This window comes from Thermoflexibacter ruber (assembly GCF_900113045.1).
GTDB classification, from domain to species: domain Bacteria; phylum Bacteroidota; class Bacteroidia; order Cytophagales; family Thermoflexibacteraceae; genus Thermoflexibacter; species Thermoflexibacter ruber.
The window spans coordinates 37,146-60,578 of the sequence record NZ_FONY01000029.1; the positions used below are offsets into that span (position 1 = coordinate 37,146).

The window sequence follows — 23,433 nt, forward strand, 5'->3', positions numbered from 1 at the left end:
GAATCTGCTATTTTGCAAAATATATATCACTGTAAATCAATAAAAAATTACTATTTTCATAAAGATTGATTTTTAAGTTACAAAAATTTTCCTATCTTTGCCCTTCATTAGCCATTAATCAATTAGTCATTAGTAATTAATCCAATGGAAGACAGCCACTTACATGATGTACTCCCTGTTTCGGGAATGTATGAAAACTGGTTTTTAGAATATGCCTCTTACGTAATTTTGGAACGTGCCGTCCCTGCTTTGAATGATGGTTTAAAGCCTGTTCAACGCCGCATCTTGCACGCTATGAAGGAGATGGACGATGGACGATACAATAAAGTGGCTAACATCATTGGGCAAACTATGCAGTATCACCCGCATGGAGATGCTTCTATTGGCGATGCTATGGTTGGCTTGGGGCAGAAAGACTTACTTATTGATACACAAGGGAATTGGGGCGATATTCGCACAGGGGACGGGGCAGCGGCTCCACGCTATATCGAGGCTCGCTTGTCCAAATTTGCTTTGGAAGTGGTTTTCAATCCGCAAACTACCGAGTGGCAACTCTCTTATGATGGGCGTAAAAATGAGCCTGTTACGCTTCCTGTAAAGTTTCCTTTGCTCTTGGCACAGGGAACAGAAGGCATTGCGGTTGGGCTTTCTACCAAGATTTTACCCCATAATTTCATAGAACTCATCAAAGCCTCTATAGATTATTTGAGAGGCAAACCTTTTGAAATTTTCCCCGATTTTCCTACTGGAGGCTTGATAGATGTTACCAACTACAATCAAGGACGAAAAGGCGGGAAAGTAAGGGTAAGGGCAAGGATAGAAGAATTGGACTCTAAAACTTTGGTTATCAAAGATGTACCTTTTGGTGTAACTACTGACGGTTTGATGGAATCCATAGTAAAAGCAAACGACTCGGGCAAAATCAAAATCAAAAAAGTTACTGACAATACTGCCAAAGAGGTCGAAATCCAAGTAGCTTTGGCACCAGGCGTTTCTCCTGATATTACTATGAGTGCGCTGTATGCCTTTACGGATTGCGAAGTTTCCATTTCGCCTAATGCTTGCGTGATTATTGACGAAAAACCGCTTTTTACCAGCGTGGACGAGATGCTCAAAGTTTGTACGGACAATACAGTAAAACTTCTTGAAAAAGAGCTACTTATCCGCAGACATGAGCTAATGGAAAAACTTTTGTATTCTTCTTTGGAAAAGATTTTTATAGAAAACCGAATTTATAGGGACATAGAAGAAGCCACCACTTGGGAAATGGTCTTGCAAATCATAGATGAAGGCATAGAACCTTATAAACCACAGTTTTACAGAGAAATTACCCAAGATGACATTATTAAACTTACTGAAATCAAAATCAAACGCATTTCCAAATACGACGCTTTCAAGGCAGATGAACTGATGAGAAATTTGGAAAATGAGTTGAAAGAAGTAGAGTATAACCTTGAAAATTTGATAGAATACGCCATCTCTTATTATAAAAACTTACTGACTAAATACGGCAAAGGCAGAGAACGTAAAACAGAAATTCGCACTTTTGATGTAATCACCGCTACCAAAGTTGCCGCTAACAATCAAAAACTTTACATCAATAGGGCTGATGGCTTTATAGGCTACGGTTTGAAAAAAGATGAGTACATTTCAGAATGTTCTGACATAGACGATATTATTGTCTTTTTAAAAGACGGTAAATTCAAAGTAGTGAAAATTGCCGAAAAGGTTTTCGTAGGCAAGGACATCATTCACGCTGAGGTTTTCAACAAAGATGATGAGAGAAAAGTCTATAATGCCGCCTACTTGGACGGCGAAACGGGCATAACGTATGTAAAACGCTTTCAAGTCGGGGGGATTACCAGAGATAGAGAAAATGACATTACCAGAGGAACAAAACATTCTAAGATTTGGTACTTTTCCGCTAACCCCAATGGAGAAGCAGAAACCATCACCGTCCAACTTACCCCAGCTTGCAAGGCAAAAATCAAGGTTTTTGACTTTGACTTTGCGACCTTGGCAATTAAAGGGCGTTCCGCTCAAGGCAATATTTTGACCAAGTACCCTGTTCGCAATATCAAGTTCAAAATGGCTGGAGGCTCTACTTTGGGCGGATTGAATATTTACTACGACAACAAAATAGGGAGGCTAAATACCGAAGAAAGAGGCATTTACTTAGGTTCTTTCCAATCCGACGATAAGATTTTAGCCCTTTATACTGATGGCACTTACGAAATCATGAACGCAGACTTGGCAAATCGCTATGAAATTGCGGAAGTCGTGAGTCTGCACAAGTTTGACCCCAAAGCCATTGTCTCGGCTGTCTATTTTGATGGAGAAAATGAAAACTTCTATATCAAACGCTTTTTGATAGAAACTACTACCGTAGGCAAGAAATTTTCTTTCATCACCGAACACAAAAAGTCTAAGCTATTGATGGCTACCGTAGCCGAGCAACCTCAAATTAAAATTACCTCTATCAACGAGGCAAAGAAAGAAGTGAGCAATATCTACGACGTGGACTTGCTTACCGAAGTCAGAGGTTGGAAGGCACTCGGCACGCGGCTACCACAGCTCAGGATAAAGAGCGTGCAAATAGTTTCTGAGGGAGAAGGGGAGTAAATTTTATATTTGCTTATCTCTCTTCATTTTATTATACGCAATAATACCGCTTAGTACCACGCCCGGTATGCCTTGACCAGGGTAAGTAGTATCGCCGCAGAGGTATGCCCCTTTGCTATCTAAGCGGCTATCTATCATCTGCCAAGGTTTGATTTTTAGATACTGAGGGTAGCCACCTACAAAACCGTATTTGCGGTTCGTCCACTTTTCCCAAGCAGTGGGGGTAGAAGAATGAGCGTAGATAACCTCTTCTTTTTTTAAAAAACCCCGCTTTTCTAAGGCTTCAAGGATAGCTTCTTCTGCTTTTGCCTTGTCAAAGGTCATGTTTGCTGCGGGATTTTTTACGTGTGTGCTGATAGAGGCAACCATGCTATTAGGCTCATCACATCGGCTTTGGTCGTGGGGGTGGTTCAAGCTGAGAAAAATACTCGCCGAGCCTACCTGTGGCAGAGGCTTTTCAAGGTGAATTTGGTAGTGAATGCAGTCAAACTCTTTAGTTTTTTTAAAGCCAATACCCATTTGGAAAGCACTGTTGAGTTGGGGAGAGAGCATTTGCTTTTCTTGTAAAGGCTTGATGAACTTTTCTTTGCCTTCCCATAATTCCAAAGTATTATTAATAGGAATACCTGAAACGAGAATAGGAGCATAAAACTCCTGTACCTCTTTGCCCTTGGGCTTGACGGTCAAGTGATAAAGATTATTTTTTGAACTGATTTTTTCTACTTTATGCCTCAAGAAAAGCGTTGAGCCTTGTGTTTCTAAATACTTTACTAAGGGACTGACCAAGTTGATAAGCCCACCATTGATATAGTAATTGCCGTAGTTGGTATAGCAAAGGGCTGTAGCCCCGAAAAGTACATTGACTTCCTGCAAGTAGTTTTGGGCAGTAATGAGCAACTGCTCGTTTACAAAATCTACAAAAGGCTGATTGTCCAACAAATCATATTTTTTCAACAGCCACTCCATAGAAAAAAAGGCGTAACCTGCGTATCGCAACTGCTTGAGATTGACATTTTTTGCACAATAAAGTAAATCAGAAAAATTGCTTGGGGGGAAGGCTGTCTGCTCCAAAGAAGTTTCCCAAACAAACTGGCTAACTTGATAGCAAAACTTCCAAAAAGCCCGTTGGTTTTTCTTGCCAAATACTCGCTCTGCTTCCTCTATCCATTGGTCTAAGTCTTTATAGCGATGAATAACTACACCATTTTTCATTACTATTTTCATAGGCAAATCTAACTCAACTACTTCTAAAGCAACCCCTATTTCATCTAACAGATACCTCAGAGGCATATTTTTGTCCAAGCCGACCAAAGTAGTAGCCCCACTCTCAAAAACAAAGCCTTTTCGCCAATAGGAACTTGTGCAGCCTCCCGCTAACCAATTTTGCTCTAAAATACCCACCTTTTTCCCCTCTTTGGCTAATAAGCACGCCACCGTAAGCGAACCCATGCCACTCCCTATGACTAAGGCATCAAACCGATTTGACATGATTAGTAATTAATTTATACAACTTATATCAAAATTTTTCTATTATAATTTGATATGCAAGCAAATTGTTATGGCTTTGACAAAATCTGTAGCAATAAAAGCTTTAAATAAAAACCGTATATTGTTTTCAAATCCTTTGTATCAGTTTGTTATATGCCACTTGTTTTTTCATATTTTTGTAATCAATCGTACACAGACAGGAAATATAACTTTATAGCGATTGACCATTTTTAGTAGTTTTCAGAGAACTTTAAAAACATATTTTTTATGAACAACAATGATATTCCTTCGCATATCTTGGCTCAGGTAGAAAAGTTGGAACAGAAATACGAGGCAATGGGGCAGGACTTATCCTCTTACTTAGACGGCTTGCTCTATGCCAACTACCTGACTTATTGGGACTATATTCATTTGGACACCCTACTTAGCTTGCAAAATCCCAAAACAGATTTTCCCGATGAGCAGATTTTTATTATTTATCATCAAATTACAGAACTATACTTCAAACTTATCCTTTTGGAAATTAAGCAGATAACTAAGCATGATTACTTGACAGAAGATTTTTTTACTGCCCGTTTGAAACGCATTAATCGGTACCTTGCGTATCTGGTGCATACTTTTGAGATTATGGGCGAGGGCATGGAAAGGGAGCAGTTTCTCAAATTTCGTATGTCTCTGCTCCCTGCGAGTGGCTTCCAATCAGGACAGTTTCGCATGATAGAGATTTGTGCTACGGATTTCAAATATTTAGTAGAAAAAAATTTTTTTAAGCAAATAGACACACATACGACCATAGAGGAAATGTATGAACATATTTATTGGAAATATGGCGCAACCGAATTAGCTACAGGAAAAAAAACGCTTACACTGAAACAGTTTGAGGACAAATACGCCGAGACTTTTATCAGATTAGCCAAAGAACATATAGAAACCAATTTTTTGCGACTTTTTAAAAGGAAATTTTCTCAGTCAGAAAGCATAAAAAGTGAACTTCGCAAATTTGATGCACTACTAAACATAGATTGGAAGTTGGCTCACTTTGGTTCTGCGGTACGCTATTTGCATAAAGAACCCGCAGATATTGCCGCTACTGGGGGAACTAATTGGCAGAAATACCTGCCTCCAAGATTTCAAAAAATAATTTTTTTCCCTGAACTTTGGACAGAGGATGAAAAAGAAAATTGGGGAAAAAGCTGGGTAGTAGAACGATTTGGAAAGGAGAGTTCGCATCGTTAAAACTTGGAGGGGCTTCTATCTGGTATTATACTTATGCTATCATTGCTAAAAATTGCTGATATTTTGCTTTTTTAGGAACTATATTACTCTTTTTTTATAATTTTATGTGTATAATTTATCAGAATTTTCCGTTGTTTTATATATATTTGCCTTTTCCCTTTCTACTCATTGTTTTAACCTTAATATTTAGGATAGTCCACTTATGAATAAGGCGTTTTTTTGGATATTTTTCCTTTTGTTTTGCTTTGGCTCGTCTGCCTATGCCCAACACCCCATAGATAATATTGTAGAGCTATTAAACCATAGAGAATTAACGACTGCTAAAAAGCTATTGAGTGAAAACTTGGTGCATAATGCAGAGGATATGGACTCTCGTTTGTTGTTAGGCAGCCTTACCGACTACTTTGGCGACTCAGAAGATGCTATTAAAATCTGGTCAGAAGGACTAAGAAATACGGAAGACGACTATCCTTTTTATCTAAATATTGGGGAAATTAGATTTAGGCAAGGAATAAAGGGAATGAATGTAAAGTTTCGCAAGGGAAAGGTGGAGTTATTGAACCAAGCAGATTCAGCCAAAGATGCTGATTACAAATTTTCCATGCTCAAATTAGCTTCTGAAGCATTTGAGAAAGCACATATCTTGCATCCTTACGAGGACGAGCCTCTTATTCACTTGGGTAAGCTACACGACCACCTGAAAAATTATGATAAGTCTATGGTTTTTTGGGCGAAACTAACTGAAATGTACCCCTCACATGAGGAATACTGGGTCAGATTAGGAAATGCGGCTTTAAACTTACATCATTATGACAAGGCAATTTTTAGTTTTAATCATGCCCTTGAATTAAATCCCAACTACTCACCTGCCTATGACGGACTTTCTGATTATTGGCTTGCGTTGGGAAATATCGAGCAGGCAGAACTCGCTACCCAACAAGGAGCATTCTATAATTGGCTACCCTCTTTCTGTGAAATGGAGTATTCCAAAGAAAATTATAGGATTTATGAGTTGATTAACTTTGGTGGAGAAAAAATGGATAGTAAAGGAAAAGAAAAAGCAGTGAGAAGCCTGCTACAAGATAAATCCCCAACCTCTACTAAGTTCTTAGCCACAGTTTGCTACTATCACGAAGTGCATGGAGAATTGGAAAAAGCCATAGTAAGAGAACTTGTTAAGCGAGATAAGTTTTCCTTGTATATGTTGATTGCTTTGGCGCGTCATACAGAATACCTATGTACGATAGACCACGTATTAAAAGAGCTGATGCAAGTCAGACCTGCGGGAATGTTGGATTTGTTGGTGGAGTTGCTGGAAAAAGACCAATTAGAAGAGGAAACTATTCGCATAGCAGAGTACATGGGAGAATTGGGCAACGAACAGGCGGTATTACCACTGATAGACTTGCTCAACCCTACCTTTCAGTCCTCCTTGGAAAATGGTCATCTTGGCGAAATAAAAGCACGCCAACGTGCTGCGCTTGCCCTTGCTAACTTTCCTAATGCCTATGTTATTAAAACATTAGAAAGTGGATTAGGCAATCCTGAAATCAGTGCTTACTGTGCAGCAAGCCTTTATAAAATTACTTTAGATGAAAAATACCTGAAAGTAGTTGCTTTAAAACGCAAAGAACCTACGATAGCTTTTTTCCTCAAAAAAATTGAAACTAAGGAAGCCCAAAAGTTAGCTAAAAAATTAGATTAAACACTCATTTCAAGCCTTACAAATCAGATGAAACGCTCTCAAATTAACCAACTACTCAAAGAAAGTCCTACTTTTTTTGAGCTTCATTGCTTTGCGCTACCCCCTTGGGCAAAATGGGGAGTAGAAGCATGGAAAGAGAAAAAGGAGTATGCCCAAGAAATCATAAAAAATCATTTAGGTTGGGACATTACAGACTTTGGGAGTGGCGAGTTTCTGAAGAAAGGCTTAATACTTTTTACTCTCCGCAATGGAAACATCAAAGAAGTGATAGGAAAAAGCTATGCAGAAAAGATAATGATAGTCAGGGAAGAGCAAACTACGCCCGCTCACTTCCACTGGTACAAGATGGAAGATATCATTAATCGTGGCGGAGGAGTATTGGTAGTACAGCTTTGGAACAGTACAGAGGACAAAAAATTAGCAGATACTCCTGTAAAAGTGCATATAGACGGCATTAGCCATACCATACCCGCAGGAGGCACTATTGAGCTTCGGGCAGGTGAATCGGTATGCTTGCCTCCTAAACTTTATCACCAATTTTGGGGTAAAAAAGGGCAGGGCAAGGTCTTAGTAGGTGAAGTAAGCAAGGTAAATGATGATTTCACAGACAATTATTTCTACGAGCCTATCGGTAGATTTCCCACAGTAGAGGAAGATGAGCCACCTCTATACTTACTTTGTAATGATTATGAGCGGTTTGTATAAAAACTTGAAAACAAGCCTGTCTGAGCCTAATAAATTCATATATTTGCCACGAACAAATTATTTTTTACTATCATGAATGTATTAATTCTTGGTTCTGGTGGCAGAGAACACGCTTTTGCATGGAAAATCGCTCAAAGCCTATTGTGCAAAAAACTTTTTGTAGCCACAGGGAATGCGGGGACAGCCCAAATCGCTCAGAATGTAAATATCTCTTTGAATGATTTTGCTAATCTTGGTCAGTTTTGCATAGATAATCAGATAGATTTGGTTTTAGCAGGGACGGAAACTCCTTTAGTAGAAGGCATTACTGATTTTTTCCAAGCAAATGAAAATCTAAAAAAAATACAATTTATAGGACCTACCAAAGCTGGGGCTATGCTCGAGGGAAGCAAAGATTTTTCCAAAGCCTTTATGCGCAAGTACGGTATTCCTACTGCCACAGCGCGTACTTTTGACAAGGATTCTTTGCAGGAAGGTTTGGCTTATTTAGCAACGCACTCATTGCCTATTGTACTCAAAGCAGACGGTCTTGCAGCAGGAAAAGGGGTGATTATTACAGAAAATAGAGAAGAAGCCAAACAAATCTTGGTGGAGATGATAGAGGGAGGCAAGTTTGGTACGGCGAGCAGTAAGGTATTGATAGAAAGCTACTTGAAAGGAATAGAACTTTCTGTTTTTGTGCTGACTGACGGGACTTCGTACAAGATTCTTCCTTCTGCCAAAGACTACAAGCGTATAGGAGAAGGAGATACAGGGCTGAACACAGGAGGCATGGGAGCGGTATCGCCTGTTCCCTTTGCAGACGAAGTTTTTATGCACAAAGTTGAGCAGAAAATTATCAAGCCTACTTTACAAGGCTTAAAAGCAGAAAATATTGATTATTTGGGCTTTATCTTTATTGGTTTGATGAATGTAGCCGGAGAGCCTTATGTCATAGAGTACAATGTTCGTATGGGCGACCCTGAAACAGAAGTAGTGATTCCACGAATCAAGTCTGATTTTTTAGAACTGCTATCTCTTGCTGCTCAAAAACGCCTCTCAGAAGCCAAACTTGAAATAGACGATAGAACAGCTACTACGGTTATGCTGGTTTCGGGGGGGTATCCAGAGGACTTTGAAAAAGGAAAAGTCATGACAGGATTTGAAAAAGTAAATAGTGAAGTCTTAGCTTTTCATGCAGGCACTGCCCTCAAAGAAGGTAAAATTTTGACCTCTGGCGGACGAGTAGTGGCACTTACAGCTTTGGCAGAGAATAAAGCACTTGCCTTAGAAAAATCCTATAAAGCGGCACAGATGATAGATTATCAGGGCAAGTACTATCGCAAAGATATTGGCTTTGACTTAGCTTAGTAGATGACAGTATAGGGCATTTTTACTTTTAGCCGTTCTATTTCTGCCTCAGGGATTTCATTTCCAAAAAGGTACAATACTTGTAAATTTTTCAGATTTTCTATACCCTGAGGTATTTTTTTTAGTGAATTTAAAGACAAATCTAAGATTTCTAAAGATTGCAACTGACTTATGGAAATAGGTAAACGCTCTATTTTATTGCCTCTCAGGTACAGGGCTTTGAGGTTTTTCAGTTGGGTGATTGTATGAGGCAGGGCTTTGAGCTGATTAAAACTTGCATTTAATTCTACCAAAGCACTTAATTGGTGAATATTGGCAGGGAGATAGCTCAACTTGTTATTATCTACATCAAGAGTAATGAGATTTTCTAAGGCAGGAAAGTACCCAATCCTACTTATTTGATTGTGATTTAGGTGCAAAGAAAGCAAAGAAGTCAAGTGATTAATTTGTGAGGGGAATCTTTTTAAGTTAGCACGGCTATAATCTAAGCAATAGACCTCTTCTTTGCCTGTAAGTTGGGCTTTTCGGGTATAGCACTCTGTACGTGCTTTTTTCCACAAAAAATAAAAAGCCTCTTTCTCTCCTAACTCTTTGGCTTTCAGCAAGTCACTATAAATATCTTTGATAGAAATAAGTTCAGTTTCTTCTCTAAGAAACAGTTTGGCTTTTGCCCGCTGAAGATAGGCTTCTTTGAAACGCGCATTGATACTGATAGCATGAGTAAAATCTGCTATAGCAGGAAGAAACTGCTTACTTTTAAGATGTTTCATTCCGCTTTCATAATAGCTTTTGGCATCTTTCAATTGATGAAAAGCGGAAGTAAAGAGTAAAAGTGATATAAGAATAAAGTAACGCATACCGATTAAGGAACAGATAAACACTTGAAAATCCTAAACACAAATGTAGGGTTTTCTATTGTAAGTTACCCTTGTAATCTAAGTTACAAGGGTAAGTTTTAAGTAGAAGTAATCAATCTTTGACCATTTTAAATAGCTGATTTTGACCACTCTCGTCTTTAATTTTTACTATATACAATCCTTTGTTTGTATGTGGAAGTTCAATTTTTAGTTGGTTATAACCTTCTTGTAGCACTTCTTTACTTTGCTTGACTATTTTTCCAAGTACATCAAAAACCATAATTTCCACTTTGCTTTGTTCTTGCAATAAAATATTTACCAATAGTTTGTCTGAGAATGGGTTAGGATATATCTGAGCCTCAAACCGCATATCTTGGTTAGGTGCATGATTGAAAAACTCACTGTCAAAATAGGTGTTTTCCTCTACTCTTGCATCTAACAAGGCTCTCCTTCCATTGCTACCTGTAATGGCATCGGCGACTGCCTCTGGACAAATAATTACACCATCCACGTCGTAGCCTTCATCTTTGTAAATGAACTTGTCTATGTCAGAAATATCCTCTACCATCAGGTATTTGACAAACTTATGTCCTGCTCTTATCGCAGGGGCAACATCTACAAAAGTAGTTCGACAACCTTCTCCTAAAACTACCCAAGTTTTGCTAAGCGATTCAGTCCCATAAAATCTGGCACGCTCAGGGTAGTTTTGGTCTTGATTCTCTCCGCAATTCTGATTGATTCTTCCAAAACTTGTTTCCACCACGATAATATCCCCTAAACTTACCTCCTTGCCAATGAGGGTATTGTTGTGAGCGGCACGCAAGCCGTATTTGTTGTGGTTATATACAGGACTTGCCAATTCTAAGACAATATTTCCTCCAAAACCCAAAGAAACAAAGTTATACAAATCATTTTCCTGTGGTCTGCCTAAGGCATTCTCTGGTCGGTTTCTTTGGCGATTAGGCGTGTCGTCTATGGGTTGCCCATCTTTACGAGTACGCTCATCATAGCTGATTATTTTTATAGCAAAGTCTTGACATTCAGGGAAGCAGGTACGCTCTAAGCTAATATTCAAACTCCCTTTGGTATCTCTATCTCTGTAATTGATACTAAAATAAAACAAGCCTGAACCTCCTAAGCTATTGTCCTTCCCATTGGCTTCCATGCCTATTTGAAAGCCGTAGCAATTACTTGGGCTAAAGTTTTTGGCATCTTCCCCGTAGCGATGAGCCAAGCTAATCGTGCCTGTGCCATTGACTTGGGTAAAACTTGTTTGCAAGCCGTTCAACTCTAAGTAGTCCCAATTTTCTAACAAAGTAGCTAAAATAGCTTCGCCAAGTTCACCTTTGTCGGGGCAGAAAGCCTTTGCTGACTTGTCCAAATACATACGCAAAATCCAAGAACTGTTCACAGGTACATCTGCCACCTCGCTACTGCTTACTTTTAGCTTTCCATAAATATAGGCACTACCATTCGCACTAAACTCCAAGTAGCTTCCTTCTTGGAAATCCATAGTCAAGGTTTCTGGGGCATGAAAAGTAAGTTGGGCTTGACTTTGAATCAGATACCTTTCTTTCTCAGGGCTACAAGGGGTAGCACAAGTCGGTGCAGTAGTACTGCTAATATTTTTATTGCAACTTCCTGAGGCAATTTCCCAAGTAGGCACATTAGTCCCCGTATAAGTAACTTGAAAAACATTGTACCACCTTCCTGTCTGGAAAGTAGTAGGTTGTTGATGAAAACTTACCCCTACCAATCTATTATTTTGCCCACTGGGAATCTGGACTGCGGTAGTATTAAAACTTTCATAGCCAAAAGTAGCGGTGCGAGAGCCGTCTTCGTTCAAAGAAATGCACTCCAAAATCGGAATAATTGCATTATTTTCATTGCCTTGAATGAGAACTCGTACCCTCAAAGTGTTTCTTAAAGGCGAGCCGCAAGTATTGTCTTCTACTACAAAATCCATTTCATAAGGTTCGCATCTTGGAGCAAGCCTATCAAAACATACATCTAAAAGCAACTTATCTGTACTTCCGTTGGTAATAGTTCCACTATTCTGCAACAAGATACCCGAAGCATCAGCAAAATTGATAGGAACTATACTTGCTTTGATTTGTGTATTATTATCTATATCAGTTACTTGTAACTTAGTGCATTTGTTAGTAGCACTTACACTGATGGGCAAAACATCACTTGTATCGTAAAACTCCTCACTGTCAATAAGTTTTAGCTTTGCTTGCGGTGGATTATTCCCTCCGCAGTCCAAGACCATGATTTGGAACTCTCTGACTACTTCGCCTATTTTTACTCCATTCCTACGCTCCTCACATACTACTGCAAAAACAAAAAGTCCTGTCTCTGTGGGGGTAAAAGTCATTAATCCGGTATTTGCATTAATTTGCATGGGTGGATTACCTTTTATCATATTATTGACGCTGTAGCCCGCCTGCCACTGAACGGGAGGATAGGGAGCAGAAAATCCAAAAGGAGCAACATTAAAGGGATTACTATTGCCATTAGCTGGGGTACGAAGCATATAAGTAAGTTGGTCGCCGTCAGCATCACTTGCCGCAAAACTCAATGTAAAAGGCTGATTCAGACAAGCATACGGATTGTTAGGTTTGGGAAAAATAGGGGTAGAGTTCAAAAATGGACTTCCGTTGCTTTCCAAAGCAGGAAATTCCATGTAAAAAGTCTGCCCTGCGCTCTCAGGTTCTATGATATTTTCTATGATTTTATTCCTGCAACATCGTTCCCAACTGATGTAATAGCCTTGTGGGTCAGTCAGGTTTGCACCAGCAAGATTGACATTGCCCGAGTAAACAATATGCCTTGTTTTTAATGAACCTACTGCACACTTGGGGTCTGCATAAGGGATAGGCGTATCTGAAATTTTAGGCAGGGTGATGTAACCTATGTAGGCATTGTCAGACTTTCTGAAAACAGCAGGAAAAATAAACTCGTCTATTGCCAAAGGGTCGCCGTTTATTTCGTCAAAATACAAGTTTAAGGTAAAGCGGTAGATAGTCCCTCCCAGATGCGTCATTTCTATTTCTCCACCTACTATGTGCGTAGCCTTAGCAGATGTAAGAAACAAAATAAATAAAGCAAAAAATAGTATTTTTTTTAGCATAAATATTACTTTTATAAGACTAAAAAGATATAGTTTCAGTAAGTCAAAGTTGTATGAAATAAAAATACAATTATAATAAAATGTTGATATACAAAGATATACAGTTTATTTTTTATCTAAAAAGCCTTGGCGCAAGTTAGAAAAGGCTTTCAATTAAAGAAAAGAGTGTACTTAAAGAGATTAAAATAATTCCCTTTACAAAGCTAAAATAATTTGTGTAATATTTAGCATAAAATAGATTAAATTTTTAAAAATTTAGTGATTTGAAAATTTCCTACTTACAATCTCAAAAAATCGTATTATCTTGCAAAGGTTTTTAGCTAAACGTGTCAGGTTTTGCAAAACTTGACACGTTTAAAGACAGAATTTTATGGAAAATTTCGTTGTATCGGCAAGAAAATACCGCCCCGCTACTTTTGACACGGTAGTAGGACAGTCGCACATCACCACTACGCTCAAAAATGCTATCAGGAACAACCACTTGGCACAAGCGTTCCTATTTTGCGGACCCAGAGGCGTAGGAAAAACGACTTGCGCCCGTATCCTTGCCAAGACTATCAACTGCTTGAATCTTACCCCTGAGGCGGAGGCTTGCAATACCTGTGAGTCATGCAAGGCTTTCAATGAAAACGCCTCGCTGAATATCACAGAGTTAGATGCAGCATCAAACAATTCCGTAGATGACATCAGAAGCCTCATAGACCAAGTGCGCTACCCACCTCAGTTTGGCAAGCGAAAAGTATATATCATAGACGAGGTACACATGCTCTCTACTGCCGCTTTCAATGCTTTTCTGAAAACCTTAGAAGAGCCTCCTGCGTATGCAATTTTTATCTTGGCAACTACGGAAAAACACAAAATCATTCCTACGATTCTCTCTCGTTGTCAGATATTTGACTTTAATCGTATCCAGATAAAAGACATAGCTGACCACTTGGCAACTATTGCTATCAAAGAAGGCATCAAAGCTGATACGGAGGCACTGCACATCATCGCCCAAAAAGCAGACGGCGGGCTGAGAGATGCGCTTTCCCTCTTTGACCTGAACGTAACCTTTGCAGCAGGCAATCAGCTGACTTATAAGCAAGTAATTGAGAATCTGCATATTTTAGACTACGATTATTACTTCAGAGTTACTGATGCTCTCCTCCAAGAAAATCTCTCGCAGGCTTTGCTCATTTTTGATGAAATATTGAGAAAGGGTTTTGATGCTCATAACTTTATCATTGGACTTTGCGACCACTTTCGCAACTTGCTGGTCTGCAAGGATACTGCCACAGTCCACCTGCTGGAGGTAGCCGAGAACATCAAGCAAAAATACATCGCCCAAGCCAATGCCACTACTGCTTCTTTTCTACTTTCGGCTATGAGCATAGGCAATGAATGTGATTTGAATTATAAAAGCAGTAAGCATCAAAAATTCCACGTAGAACTCTGTTTGATGAAATTGGCAAACCTCAAATCTGCCATTTCCCTTCCCAAAGTCATGGAGGAGGCATTAAAAAAAAAACTGATAACCTAAGCGAGCAGAGCAATAAGGTAAGCGAAAGTAAGATTAATTATACCCCAACTTCTAAAACTTTAAAAACAACAGCAAGCATTTACAGCACTCCTATAGCTAAAATAGAAACCTCTGCAAAGCAAGAAGTTAGTAAAATAATTGTCAATAAAAACAACGATAGCCCAAGCGTTGAGCAAAAAAAGCAAGCAATTAGCCTTCATGCAGAAGAAGTAAAAAAACAGATAAAGGAGTTTGCTCAGAAAATAGAGCAAAGCGAAGTCAGAGAGATGCTGTCCGCTATGCCTTTGGAAATAAAAAAAGAAACCATTACCCTCTTTACCAATATCCCTGAGCATGAAAACTGGGCAAACCAAGTAAAAAACGAATTATTGGCACACTTACAGCAACATTTTCAACTGGAAAATCTGCAAATCCTGATTCGCCGCCCTTATACAGACAGCGAAAAGCTATACTTTTTCAAACAAAAATACCCGCAAGTCAATGACTTAGTGAATAAGTTAGGCTTGGATTTGGGATAAGCAATGAATGATTTTTATTTAAGTAAGTAAGTATATCAACAATTCTAAACGTTCTTTAAAAACACACAACTTATTCATAGTTAATACCTTAAATTTTTATAAAGAATGTACAAAAAAGTTGATATACTTATAAGTTAGCAAACAAATATAATCAAATGCCGTCAATTCTCTGCCAAAGTTTGCTTTACTATCGCTCTCTCACTTGGGCTAAGTTCAAAGATTTCATATACCAACTCATCTATTTTGTTTTCTTCTGTTTGCGTATCCTCCCCCTTTTCTTTTTTGGCTAAAACCGCATCTACCAATTTTACTAAGGCTTTTTGCTTTTTCTCCTCAGTAGAAGGGATAATAAACTTTTCTACTGAGGTCTTTTTCAGTACATAAGCCCCTCCTGCGGTGTATTCACCTACTTTGATAAAATAATACTGAAAAAGTCGGCTATTCAACAAGGCTAAAATGAATTTAATAGGAATTTTTTTAGAAGAAGTCAAGAAGAAAGAAGCACTTGTTAAGAAGTGTTTTTGTCTATCTAAAGCAAAAGACCAATTTCCTGAAATCAACCCCCAGACTATTTTTTCTTTGCTAAACTTGTTATAATATGTATTAGCACACCTTTGCAAAGCATACCACTCGTATCTTATGCTTGTTTCTGCTTTATTCCTATTTTCTAACTCAGTGCGAAATTTTGTAATAAATTTAAAAAGAGCAGGGTATTGGTTTTGGAAGGCTTCTTCTGCGTGTGATGAACTTCCCCTAATACTTTTGTCTTTTTCCAAGGGGAAATGCCATGGAATAAATAACAAATTTTGACCACTTGATTGCAAAGCATACCTATTAATATCTTTGCCTCTCAATAACGGTTTAATGACAGAAGCAACCTGAGGTTCCTGATTGATTAGTTCTTCTTTACTTTCGTTACCAATAATAAAAGCCTCATCAAAACCTGTGGTGATTCCCCTATAAATCACAATATCAGGTATTTCGCTAATTGGCTTCCCTTTTGACTTTATTTTGTGAATCAAAGCATCGGAGTCGGCACTATTAAAAAGCCAAGCCTCTGCTAATAATGTATTTTGAGGGAGTAAGACTGCATTTTTTACCGATTCTCCTAAGTTTTCTATGTCTTCTACTTTTTCTTTGAAAAACTTAAAGTAGCGAAAATACTCCTTACTTACTCCTTTATTTATAATAAGAATAGCACTTGATACTAAGGATTCTGTAAATACTCTGACCTGCTCTAAGTTAATGATTACGTGCAGATTGTGCTTAGCAATAAACTCCCTCAGCTTTTTTCCATATTCTGCATTAAAAAATTTATTGGTGTTAATTATGCTTACGATGCCTTTGGGAGTAGAAATAGCCATGAGTTTTTCAAAAAAATAAGAACTAATATCAGAAGTCCCTGAGTAAACTTGGTAGTTTTCTTTCAAATATGGGCTAATATGCGCAAGCTCTCTGTGTTGAATATAAGGTGGATTGGAAATGATGACATCAAAGCCTTGAAAATCACCATTGTCATTTAAAACTTCAGGAAACTCAAAACGCCACTCAAAAGCATTTCTGTAAACTTTGTTATTTTGGCTCTCCTCCAAAGACTGCGTAAGGCGGTCTCTTTCCTCTTCCAATTTTTTTATCTTTTCTCTTTCTAATCCGTTCCCTTCGCCATTGCCTTCTTTTTTGTCTATGCCTTTGTTGAATAGGTCATCGCTTGCCCTTAGCACAAGTTCTGCATTTACTCTTTGCAAGCGTAGTATGCGTGGGTTGCTGTATTTGGCAATTTCTGCCCGAAAACCACTTTTGATTTCTGCAATGATTTTTTCTAAATTCTTTTTGCTATCTCTTTGTTTTTCATTTTTGTAGCTATTTACGAAGCCTCTATACTGCACTATATCGTATTTGGCATTTTTAAGCACTCGGCTCAAATCGGTAGCAAGCTCATACCTACTTATTAAACTGTTCCCACATTTGATATTGATATCTATGTTAGGTAGCGTTTCCAAATTGGTAAAGCCACTTTCTTCTGTATAGTAAGCGTTTTTGAGCAGCTCTATCCAAAGACGTAAGCGACATATCTTGACGGAGTTAGGATTAATGTCCACCCCAAACAAGCAGTTTTCTATCAGCTTTTGTTTCTCGTGGAAAAGTGTTTTTTGTATGCGTTGGCTTTCTTTATTGTTGAAATGATAAGTAACAATGTCCCCGTCCTCATCTGTAATCACAAGTTCATCATCAACTACTTGCACAAAAGTTTCTTTTAGTCTTTTGCCTTGTGCGTCCTCTAAAATTCGGAGTTCACTTTTGATAGCGATGATTTCGTTGAGAGCTGATACCAAAAAGTGTCCTGAGCCTACGGCAGGGTCGCAGATTTTCAAGCTATTGATGATTTGATTTGCTTCTTTTCTATCCTCAATTTGGTTGTATAGTTCATCATAAGTTTGACATTGCCAATTTTTCTGCTCGTTGAACTTTTGCAGTACCGCCAAGCGAATGGACTCCCTGCACATATACATCGTAATAAAGGCAGGAGTAAAAATAGCCCCGTCTTTGTAGCCATTGATTTTCTCAAAGACTTTGCCCAAGACAGAAGCATTGATGATAGGTCGATTGTCTTCTCTGATTTCTGTTTTTCCCTCAGTACCAAAGTCATACGCATCTAAAAACTTAAATAAATAGACTAAAACAGGAAGTTTGTCTGTTTTCTTTTGCTCCTCTTTGAGAATAGTCGCTCCAAACAGTTCCAAGTATTCTGTATTGCTCAGGGAATCTATTTGAATGGTTTGGTCTTCCAACTCGCTGATTTCAAAGAGAGAGCTATTTAGGTAAGGGACTTTGCTGTATTTAGTTTTGAAGCTTTCGGTACGGTCTTGGATATTTACGGCTAAAACTCTGTGAAACAGTTTGAAAAGTTCATCAAAGTTGCTAATCATTTCACTATGGAGAAAGCAATAAGCTTTATCTCCTTTGTGGTAACTGACTAATTGCCCTTCTAAAAGTTTGAGAAACAGCACTCTATTTACCCAAGTAATGCAAAGTTCTAAGGCAATATTAAAAAGTTGGTCTTGCTTATTTTCTCCGTAAAGACTTATGTTACTAACTTTGTGTAAGCCTTTGATGTTCAGAATTTCTATGACTTGCTCTAAGAAAGAACCTGCATTTCGCTTGTCTTTTTTCCTTCTGATGATGTTTTTTCCGCCTTCTTTCTCTTCCTCTACGCCTAAAATGTGTAGAAGTTCTTTGTAAAATTGGGGGTTTAGGGCATTGCTGTCTTTGCCTTCTGTGGCTTTGAGCAGGTAAGTTGGCGAAAGAATCCTGAACAAAGCTATGAGTTCTCTATCGTTTTCAGTGCTACTATCTCGCAGGATTTTCTCGTAATTTCTGAGGTCAAAATAAGCACAAGGAATTTCCACGTCTATACTGTCTATGAAAGGTTTGGCTATTTCGTTGTAAAACAAGTCGGTATTTTTACTTACTTTTTTACCATCTCTCCATTCTTCGTATTGCTTTACAAGTTCTTTGTTTTGGTAAAAAAGTTTCTCGAGATAGCTTGCTTCTATGATGTACCACTCATAAACATTAGTAGCTACTAAGTATTTGAGGCTAATGTTATTAGCTTCTATTCGCTCTCTGAGATAATATAATACCAATTCTTGCAGTGCCTTGCTGTTGGGTTTCTCGGCAGTGAACCAATCCGCTTTATTGCTTGGTTTTTTAGCTTCTATAATTACCCCAACGGAAGTTTTGTTACTTTCTCCATGGTGAATTACGAGGTCTTGTCTTCCCTTCGTATTGATGAAGTAGTCGTCTTGATAAAAAACTTTTTTGAGGAAATCGCTAAATAGGTTTTTATGAAACTCCTCTGATTCTTGGTCGTCTATGCGGTTTAGTAGAGCCGTCAGTTCTGCCTTGAAAATGTCTATCTCAGTTCTTAAAGGGGCTTGCTTTAAGAGGGCTTTGAGGGCTTTTTTGGGTGTAAGCGTAGAGAATTTCATTTAACTGAAGCAAAATTTAGCAATTTTTATCCTACAAATATACAATTATGCCCCAATAACGCAAACTTATATTGCTTACTTATCCTTCAAAGACTGTTTAAGATTGGCTAAATTCTGAGCGTACTCGGCATGATTGGGGGCTAATTCTATTGCCTTGTTAAATGCTTTTTCTGCTTCGGAATTGTTTTTCATTTCTTGGTAAATCAAGCCTAAGTTGTTGTAAGCCGCCGCATTTTTCCCTTCTAACTCTAAGGATTTTTTACAATCAGCTAAGGCTTCAGTGTATTTTTGCAGCCGCAACTTAGCCAAACCTCGATTGTTGTAAGCATACGCAAAGTTTTTGTCTAACTCTATTGCCTTGTCAAAGTCTTTAACTGCTTCTGCAAATTTGTTTAGTTGAATTTTGACAAAACCTCTGTTATTGTAAAAATCAGCAACTTTGCCGTCTAAGCTAATGGCTCTGTCAAAGTCTTGGAGGGCATTTTGCAAGTTGCCAATTGTTTTTTCTGCCATAGCACGCTGGTAGTAAGCAGAAGCCATAGCATTTTCTAAGTTGATGGCTTTGGTAAAATCTGCCACCGCTTCGTTAGGTTTGCTGGTCATGCGATACAAAATCCCCCTTTCCATATAAGGCACTACATCGCCTGCGTAGAGTTTGATAGCACTGCTGTAATCCTTAATCGCTTCTTCCAATTTACCAAGTTGCTTGTATAGTTTAGCACGATTGAGGAAAGCAGGACGGTTTTTTGCATCTAATTTGATGACTTGGCTGTAGTCGGCGATGGCTTCCTCATATCTACTCAAGCCCGTTTTGGCAGAGGCTCTCATCATCCAAACTTTTACTTCATTAGGTGCAATTTTTAAGTAGGCATCATACTCTGGGAGAGTGGCTTCTAAGTTGTTTTGTTGTATGTAGATGTCTGCTTTGTAGAGATATACCTCTTTTTCCTTAGGGTTAAGTTGGATTACTTTGGCATAGTATTTCAGTGCAGGCTCTAACTCGTTGGAAGTGTGGTGGATACGACCTAAACGCAAGTGAGCTGCCACATTTTTTGGGTCAAGGGCGATTACTTTTTCGTAGGCTTTTTGGGCTAAGGGATATTTTCGCAAGCCATCATAAGACATGCCTAAGTTTAAATAGGCGGTTGTGAATTTGGCATTTTCTTTAATAGCTCGGCTAAAACCTTTGACGGCACGTTGATAATTTCCTGCCAAATAGTAGATATTAGCGCAGTTAAAATAGTACTTTTCTGTATAGGCATGGTCAGTACTATGTTGGAGTGCTTTTTTGTAATCGGCTAAGGCTTCTTTGTATTTTCCTAAACGTGTGTAGGCGGCAGCACGCGCATCATAGACCGCAAAGTTATCTTTTTTTATTTTTAAGATTTCATTGTAAATCGCTATGGCTTGCTCAAATTTCCCTTGGCTATAATACCTTGTGGCTTGGTCAAAGATAGGCTTGATGCTCCGCTTCCCACCACCCTCGCCCTCTTGGGCAAAAATTACACAAGGGATAAACAAACATACAAATAGAATGAAAATTAAACGATGTGGCATGATATTCTACAATAAGTATTTTAATTGTTTACTTGTCAAATTTTGTGCTTAAAAATTAGTCATTGATGACAAAAATTATCAAAAGTAACAGGTATTTATTCACTACATTTTATTTGACCACTCTGGAGTCCAAATAAACAAACTTGCCATCCTCTTGGACTTGGTATTGGGCATCTAATTTGTAACCGTTTGGAAGTTTCATTTTCTCATAGCCAAGCTCTTGAATATTGATTTTCAAAGATTTATCTATAGTAGTTTTTCGTTCTACTGCCCCCATGGGGTCGCCGTCGGCGTAGCAAGCCGCAATTCCGTTGATGTACTCTCCTTGCGGATTGAAAGAGCAAAGGAAAGTAGTTTTGCGGTAAGTATAAAGAGAATCTCTATAGTTAAACTCCTCTAAATCGCTGATTTCTACTAAGATAAAATTCTCATTTTGAGCTATTAGGGAGGCACCGCCCATAGGTTTATGCGCTCCTATGTTAAACTTGTCGTGGTGTGTACGTTTCCAAAGTCCTTCAAACTCGTTTGGCACATTAATAATCTGCTTGCCGTTGATTTGATTACGCAAAAATTGGTGGTTTTCTTTAGAAAGTTTTTGGACGGAAGGAATACTTGCAACTTGGTAGGGTAAGGAAACTTCATGAAAGTTTTGGATAAAACTCTGGAAAGCAATGTTTCTTATCTCTGTGGAGATAGATTGGAAAGTAGCCGTAGAGTCGCCTCCTATCTGATTTTCTGCGTTTTGAGAATCTGAGGCACAAGCGTAAAAAAACAAGGCAATGACTACAAAATAAAGATGTTTCATAAGAAGGCAATTACATTTTTTACAAATTTAAGATTTTTATGTCAAAATTTCATTGGCATGGTTCACAAACTTATCAATTTAACTAAATCTTCCATAGAAAGTTGGGTAAAATCGTCAATGACTAAATGCGTAGTCGGTTGAAGTTCCTCCTTCGTATGCGTAGTAGTAATGCCTATGACCTTTGTACCTGCATTTTTTGCAGAGGTAGTTCCTGCCAAAGAATCCTCAAAAACAATACATTGCGAAGGGAGGAAGCCTATAACTTGAGCCGTTTTAAGATAAATTTCAGGATGTGGTTTGCCCTCTTTGACATGACTATCGTCCAAGATAGTGCTAAAAAAATGCCCGATTTGCAAGTGTTCAAAGACAAAATCCACATTCACTCTTGGGGCAGAGGTAGCTACTGCACAAGGGACTTGGTGATTGCTTAGTAGAGTCAAAAAATCGCTCAGTCCTTTTACCTCTTTGATGTCTTTTTCATACATCTGCCTGTAAAGCAATTCCTTGTCTAAACCAAGTTGATAAATTTCTGCTTCGGAAAGGGCATCACCGAAAACGACTTTGAGCCACTCCTTGTTCATTCTTCCCCACACTTTTTGTTTGAGTTCCTCATCGGTAAAAGAAAAGTGGTGTTTTTTTAAGAAAAGTTCAATGGAAGTTTTGTGATAAGGGTTGCTATCTACCAATACTCCGTCCATGTCAAAAATAACAGCAAATTGAGGTTTCATTCAGTATGTTTTTTAGGATAATCAAAAAATAAAAATTGTGCCTTATTAGGTTGTATGTCTGCCCAAGTGCTTATATCCCAACGCACTGCAAAGATTCCTGTGGTAGGGATATTTTCTATGTGGAGTGTTTGGGTAAGTTGGTTTGCCAGCAAAGTGAGTGCAGGATTATGCCCTACCAGCATTAGTTTTTCTATGTGATTTTCTTGATTTCTAATTATTTGTAATAACTTTTCAGGGCTTGCTTCGTATATCTCGTATTCAAAAACAATTTTTTTTAGTGGATAATTGAGTTCTCCTGCCAAGATTTCCGCAGTAGCTTTGGCTCTTTGGGCAGGACTTGACAAAATCAAATCAGGGGTTTGCCCACTCTTTTTGAGGATTTTTCCCATAAGAGGAGCATTTTTCTTCCCCCTGTTGTTGAGCGGTCGGTCAAAGTCTGCCAACTCCACCTCTTCCCAACTTGACTTGGCATGACGCACTAAATACAAGGTTTTCATTGGACAATGATAGTAAAATGAGGAAATGGCTTGATACTCTTATATTTATCTCCTAATTTTTCAATATTATTTTTTTCTTTGGTGAGTACTTCGTTAAGAATGAATACATTGTCATCATAAGTTTTTCTCAAGATAAACTCATTTTCATCTGCATTTTTTATTTGTGAGAAAAGGTTACGGCAAGGTTTACATTTTTCTATTTGTGGTGTATTTTGCATCAAAGAAGTCAATTTTGCCATAAGCAGTTCTGTATTGGCATCGTAATCGTCTATGCGTTTAGAGTCACTTAGGTTAGCTTGCGTCAGTTTCAATTCCAAAGCTCTTTGGTGTAACATTTTGACAGAATCCAAGGCTGCTTTGTTGTGCTTAGGTAGTTTGGCTAACTCTTGAATAAATACCCCAATATTTGCATTGCGTTCGTCATCATTTTTATTCCACGCATACCATTGAATATCAATACTATCCAAGATAGCATCTAATTTTTTGTCCAAAGTAAGTCCGCGAAAAGGGTCGTTTTCATCTTCCAATTCGACATTCGCCCAAGGGTCCTCATCTGCTATTTGTGTGCTGTCTTGTGTTTGGGAGCTTGTTTTTTTCTTATTTTCGCAAGCCACAAATAAACAACTCGATAGCAATAAGAGTAAGGCACACTTTTTAAGTATTAAATTGTTCATTTTCAGTCTATTTTAGAGTTAAAAATAAAATAGCAATATGCTGTAGA

At 38.3% G+C, this 23,433-nt stretch carries 16 protein-coding genes; 7 read left to right on the forward strand and 9 right to left on the reverse strand.

The window, feature by feature from the left end; genetic code table 11:
• Positions 1–144: 144 nt before the first annotated feature.
• Positions 145–2,622: a DNA gyrase/topoisomerase IV subunit A gene (locus tag BM141_RS15535; protein WP_091548296.1), complete on the forward strand. Its 2,478-nt coding sequence runs from the start codon at positions 145–147 to the stop codon at positions 2,620–2,622.
• 3 nt (positions 2,623–2,625) lie between these two features.
• Here BM141_RS15535 and BM141_RS15540 read toward each other — a convergent pair whose 3' ends face one another.
• Complete coding sequence (locus BM141_RS15540; protein WP_091548299.1) at positions 2,626–4,110, reverse strand: phytoene desaturase family protein; 1,485 nt, start codon at positions 4,108–4,110, stop codon at positions 2,626–2,628.
• Between the two features lie 267 nt (positions 4,111–4,377).
• On the opposite strand from BM141_RS15540, the gene BM141_RS15545 reads away from it, so the two are divergent.
• The 4 genes from BM141_RS15545 to purD all read left to right on the forward strand — a co-directional run bounded on the left by BM141_RS15545 (position 4,378) and on the right by purD (position 9,106).
• Complete coding sequence (locus tag BM141_RS15545; RefSeq protein ID WP_091548301.1) at positions 4,378–5,346, forward strand: tryptophan 2,3-dioxygenase family protein; 969 nt, start codon at positions 4,378–4,380, stop codon at positions 5,344–5,346.
• Between the two features lie 202 nt (positions 5,347–5,548).
• The gene (locus BM141_RS15550) at positions 5,549–7,051 is read left to right on the forward strand and encodes a tetratricopeptide repeat protein (RefSeq protein ID WP_091548303.1); all 1,503 of its coding nucleotides are present in this window, start codon (positions 5,549–5,551) and stop codon (positions 7,049–7,051) included.
• A 27-nt stretch (positions 7,052–7,078) separates the two neighbouring features.
• Positions 7,079–7,756 (forward strand): D-lyxose/D-mannose family sugar isomerase, encoded by a 678-nt coding sequence (locus BM141_RS15555; protein WP_091548305.1) that lies wholly within the window; start codon positions 7,079–7,081, stop codon positions 7,754–7,756.
• A gap of 72 nt (positions 7,757–7,828) precedes the next feature.
• Positions 7,829–9,106, forward strand: coding sequence for a phosphoribosylamine--glycine ligase (gene purD / locus BM141_RS15560; RefSeq protein ID WP_091548307.1), 1,278 nt, complete (start codon positions 7,829–7,831; stop codon positions 9,104–9,106).
• Here the strand turns inward: purD and BM141_RS15565 are convergent.
• Together BM141_RS15565 and BM141_RS15570 are read right to left on the reverse strand one after the other, a co-directional pair.
• Positions 9,103–9,876 carry a leucine-rich repeat domain-containing protein gene (locus BM141_RS15565; protein WP_221407690.1) on the reverse strand — a complete coding sequence of 258 codons (774 nt, stop codon included), beginning with the start codon at positions 9,874–9,876 and terminating at the stop codon, positions 9,103–9,105. The two genes, purD and BM141_RS15565, sit on opposite strands and share 4 nt — an antisense overlap.
• 199 nt (positions 9,877–10,075) lie before the next feature.
• Positions 10,076–13,096, reverse strand: a complete 3,021-nt coding sequence (locus tag BM141_RS15570) for a T9SS type A sorting domain-containing protein (RefSeq protein WP_091548312.1) — start codon at positions 13,094–13,096, stop codon at positions 10,076–10,078.
• A 370-nt stretch (positions 13,097–13,466) separates the two neighbouring features.
• Between BM141_RS15570 and BM141_RS15575 the strand changes: the two genes are divergently transcribed.
• Both BM141_RS15575 and BM141_RS15580 read left to right on the forward strand, forming a co-directional pair.
• The gene (locus tag BM141_RS15575) at positions 13,467–14,618 is read left to right on the forward strand and encodes a DNA polymerase III subunit gamma/tau (protein ID WP_091548314.1); all 1,152 of its coding nucleotides are present in this window, start codon (positions 13,467–13,469) and stop codon (positions 14,616–14,618) included.
• Between the two features lie 266 nt (positions 14,619–14,884).
• Positions 14,885–15,136 carry a hypothetical protein gene (locus tag BM141_RS15580; RefSeq protein WP_091548316.1) on the forward strand — a complete coding sequence of 84 codons (252 nt, stop codon included), beginning with the start codon at positions 14,885–14,887 and terminating at the stop codon, positions 15,134–15,136.
• A gap of 161 nt (positions 15,137–15,297) precedes the next feature.
• Here the strand turns inward: BM141_RS15580 and BM141_RS15585 are convergent, their stop codons facing one another.
• The 6 genes from BM141_RS15585 to BM141_RS15610 all read right to left on the reverse strand — a co-directional run bounded on the left by BM141_RS15585 (position 15,298) and on the right by BM141_RS15610 (position 23,386).
• Positions 15,298–19,125 (reverse strand): DUF7149 domain-containing protein, encoded by a 3,828-nt coding sequence (locus BM141_RS15585; protein ID WP_091548318.1) that lies wholly within the window; start codon positions 19,123–19,125, stop codon positions 15,298–15,300.
• Between the two features lie 75 nt (positions 19,126–19,200).
• Complete coding sequence (locus tag BM141_RS15590; protein ID WP_091548320.1) at positions 19,201–20,682, reverse strand: tetratricopeptide repeat protein; 1,482 nt, start codon at positions 20,680–20,682, stop codon at positions 19,201–19,203.
• A 109-nt stretch (positions 20,683–20,791) separates the two neighbouring features.
• On the reverse strand, positions 20,792–21,487 hold the full coding sequence (locus BM141_RS15595) for a hypothetical protein (RefSeq protein WP_091548322.1): 696 nt from the start codon (positions 21,485–21,487) through the stop codon (positions 20,792–20,794).
• Positions 21,488–21,549: 62 nt separating this feature from the next.
• Positions 21,550–22,215, reverse strand: coding sequence for an HAD family hydrolase (locus BM141_RS15600; protein WP_091548324.1), 666 nt, complete (start codon positions 22,213–22,215; stop codon positions 21,550–21,552).
• Complete coding sequence (locus BM141_RS15605) at positions 22,212–22,712, reverse strand: SixA phosphatase family protein (protein ID WP_091548326.1); 501 nt, start codon at positions 22,710–22,712, stop codon at positions 22,212–22,214. Before BM141_RS15605 ends, BM141_RS15600 begins: the two co-directional genes overlap by 4 nt.
• On the reverse strand, positions 22,709–23,386 hold the full coding sequence (locus tag BM141_RS15610; protein ID WP_143090947.1) for a hypothetical protein: 678 nt from the start codon (positions 23,384–23,386) through the stop codon (positions 22,709–22,711). The genes BM141_RS15605 and BM141_RS15610 overlap by 4 nt, the downstream gene beginning before the upstream one ends.
• Between the last annotated feature and the right edge of the window lie 47 nt (positions 23,387–23,433).

Excerpts from the sequence above, each read along its gene's own strand:
- BM141_RS15570 (WP_091548312.1), bottom strand. The coding sequence starts at position 13,096 with ATGCTAAAAAAAATACTATTTTTTGCTTTATTTATTTTGTTTCTTACA.
- BM141_RS15600 (WP_091548324.1), bottom strand. The coding sequence starts at position 22,215 with ATGAAACCTCAATTTGCTGTTATTTTTGACATGGACGGAGTATTGGTA.
- BM141_RS15595 (WP_091548322.1), bottom strand. The coding sequence starts at position 21,487 with ATGAAACATCTTTATTTTGTAGTCATTGCCTTGTTTTTTTACGCTTGT.
- purD (WP_091548307.1), top strand. The coding sequence starts at position 7,829 with ATGAATGTATTAATTCTTGGTTCTGGTGGCAGAGAACACGCTTTTGCA.
- BM141_RS15550 (WP_091548303.1), top strand. The coding sequence starts at position 5,549 with ATGAATAAGGCGTTTTTTTGGATATTTTTCCTTTTGTTTTGCTTTGGC.
- BM141_RS15545 (WP_091548301.1), top strand. The coding sequence starts at position 4,378 with ATGAACAACAATGATATTCCTTCGCATATCTTGGCTCAGGTAGAAAAG.
- BM141_RS15605 (WP_091548326.1), bottom strand. The coding sequence starts at position 22,712 with ATGAAAACCTTGTATTTAGTGCGTCATGCCAAGTCAAGTTGGGAAGAG.
- BM141_RS15540 (WP_091548299.1), bottom strand. The coding sequence starts at position 4,110 with ATGTCAAATCGGTTTGATGCCTTAGTCATAGGGAGTGGCATGGGTTCG.
- BM141_RS15565 (WP_221407690.1), bottom strand. The coding sequence starts at position 9,876 with ATGAAACATCTTAAAAGTAAGCAGTTTCTTCCTGCTATAGCAGATTTT.
- BM141_RS15580 (WP_091548316.1), top strand. The coding sequence starts at position 14,885 with ATGCTGTCCGCTATGCCTTTGGAAATAAAAAAAGAAACCATTACCCTC.
- BM141_RS15585 (WP_091548318.1), bottom strand. The coding sequence starts at position 19,125 with ATGAAATTCTCTACGCTTACACCCAAAAAAGCCCTCAAAGCCCTCTTA.
- BM141_RS15535 (WP_091548296.1), top strand. The coding sequence starts at position 145 with ATGGAAGACAGCCACTTACATGATGTACTCCCTGTTTCGGGAATGTAT.
- BM141_RS15610 (WP_143090947.1), bottom strand. The coding sequence starts at position 23,386 with ATGAACAATTTAATACTTAAAAAGTGTGCCTTACTCTTATTGCTATCG.
- BM141_RS15575 (WP_091548314.1), top strand. The coding sequence starts at position 13,467 with ATGGAAAATTTCGTTGTATCGGCAAGAAAATACCGCCCCGCTACTTTT.
- BM141_RS15555 (WP_091548305.1), top strand. The coding sequence starts at position 7,079 with ATGAAACGCTCTCAAATTAACCAACTACTCAAAGAAAGTCCTACTTTT.
- BM141_RS15590 (WP_091548320.1), bottom strand. The coding sequence starts at position 20,682 with ATGCCACATCGTTTAATTTTCATTCTATTTGTATGTTTGTTTATCCCT.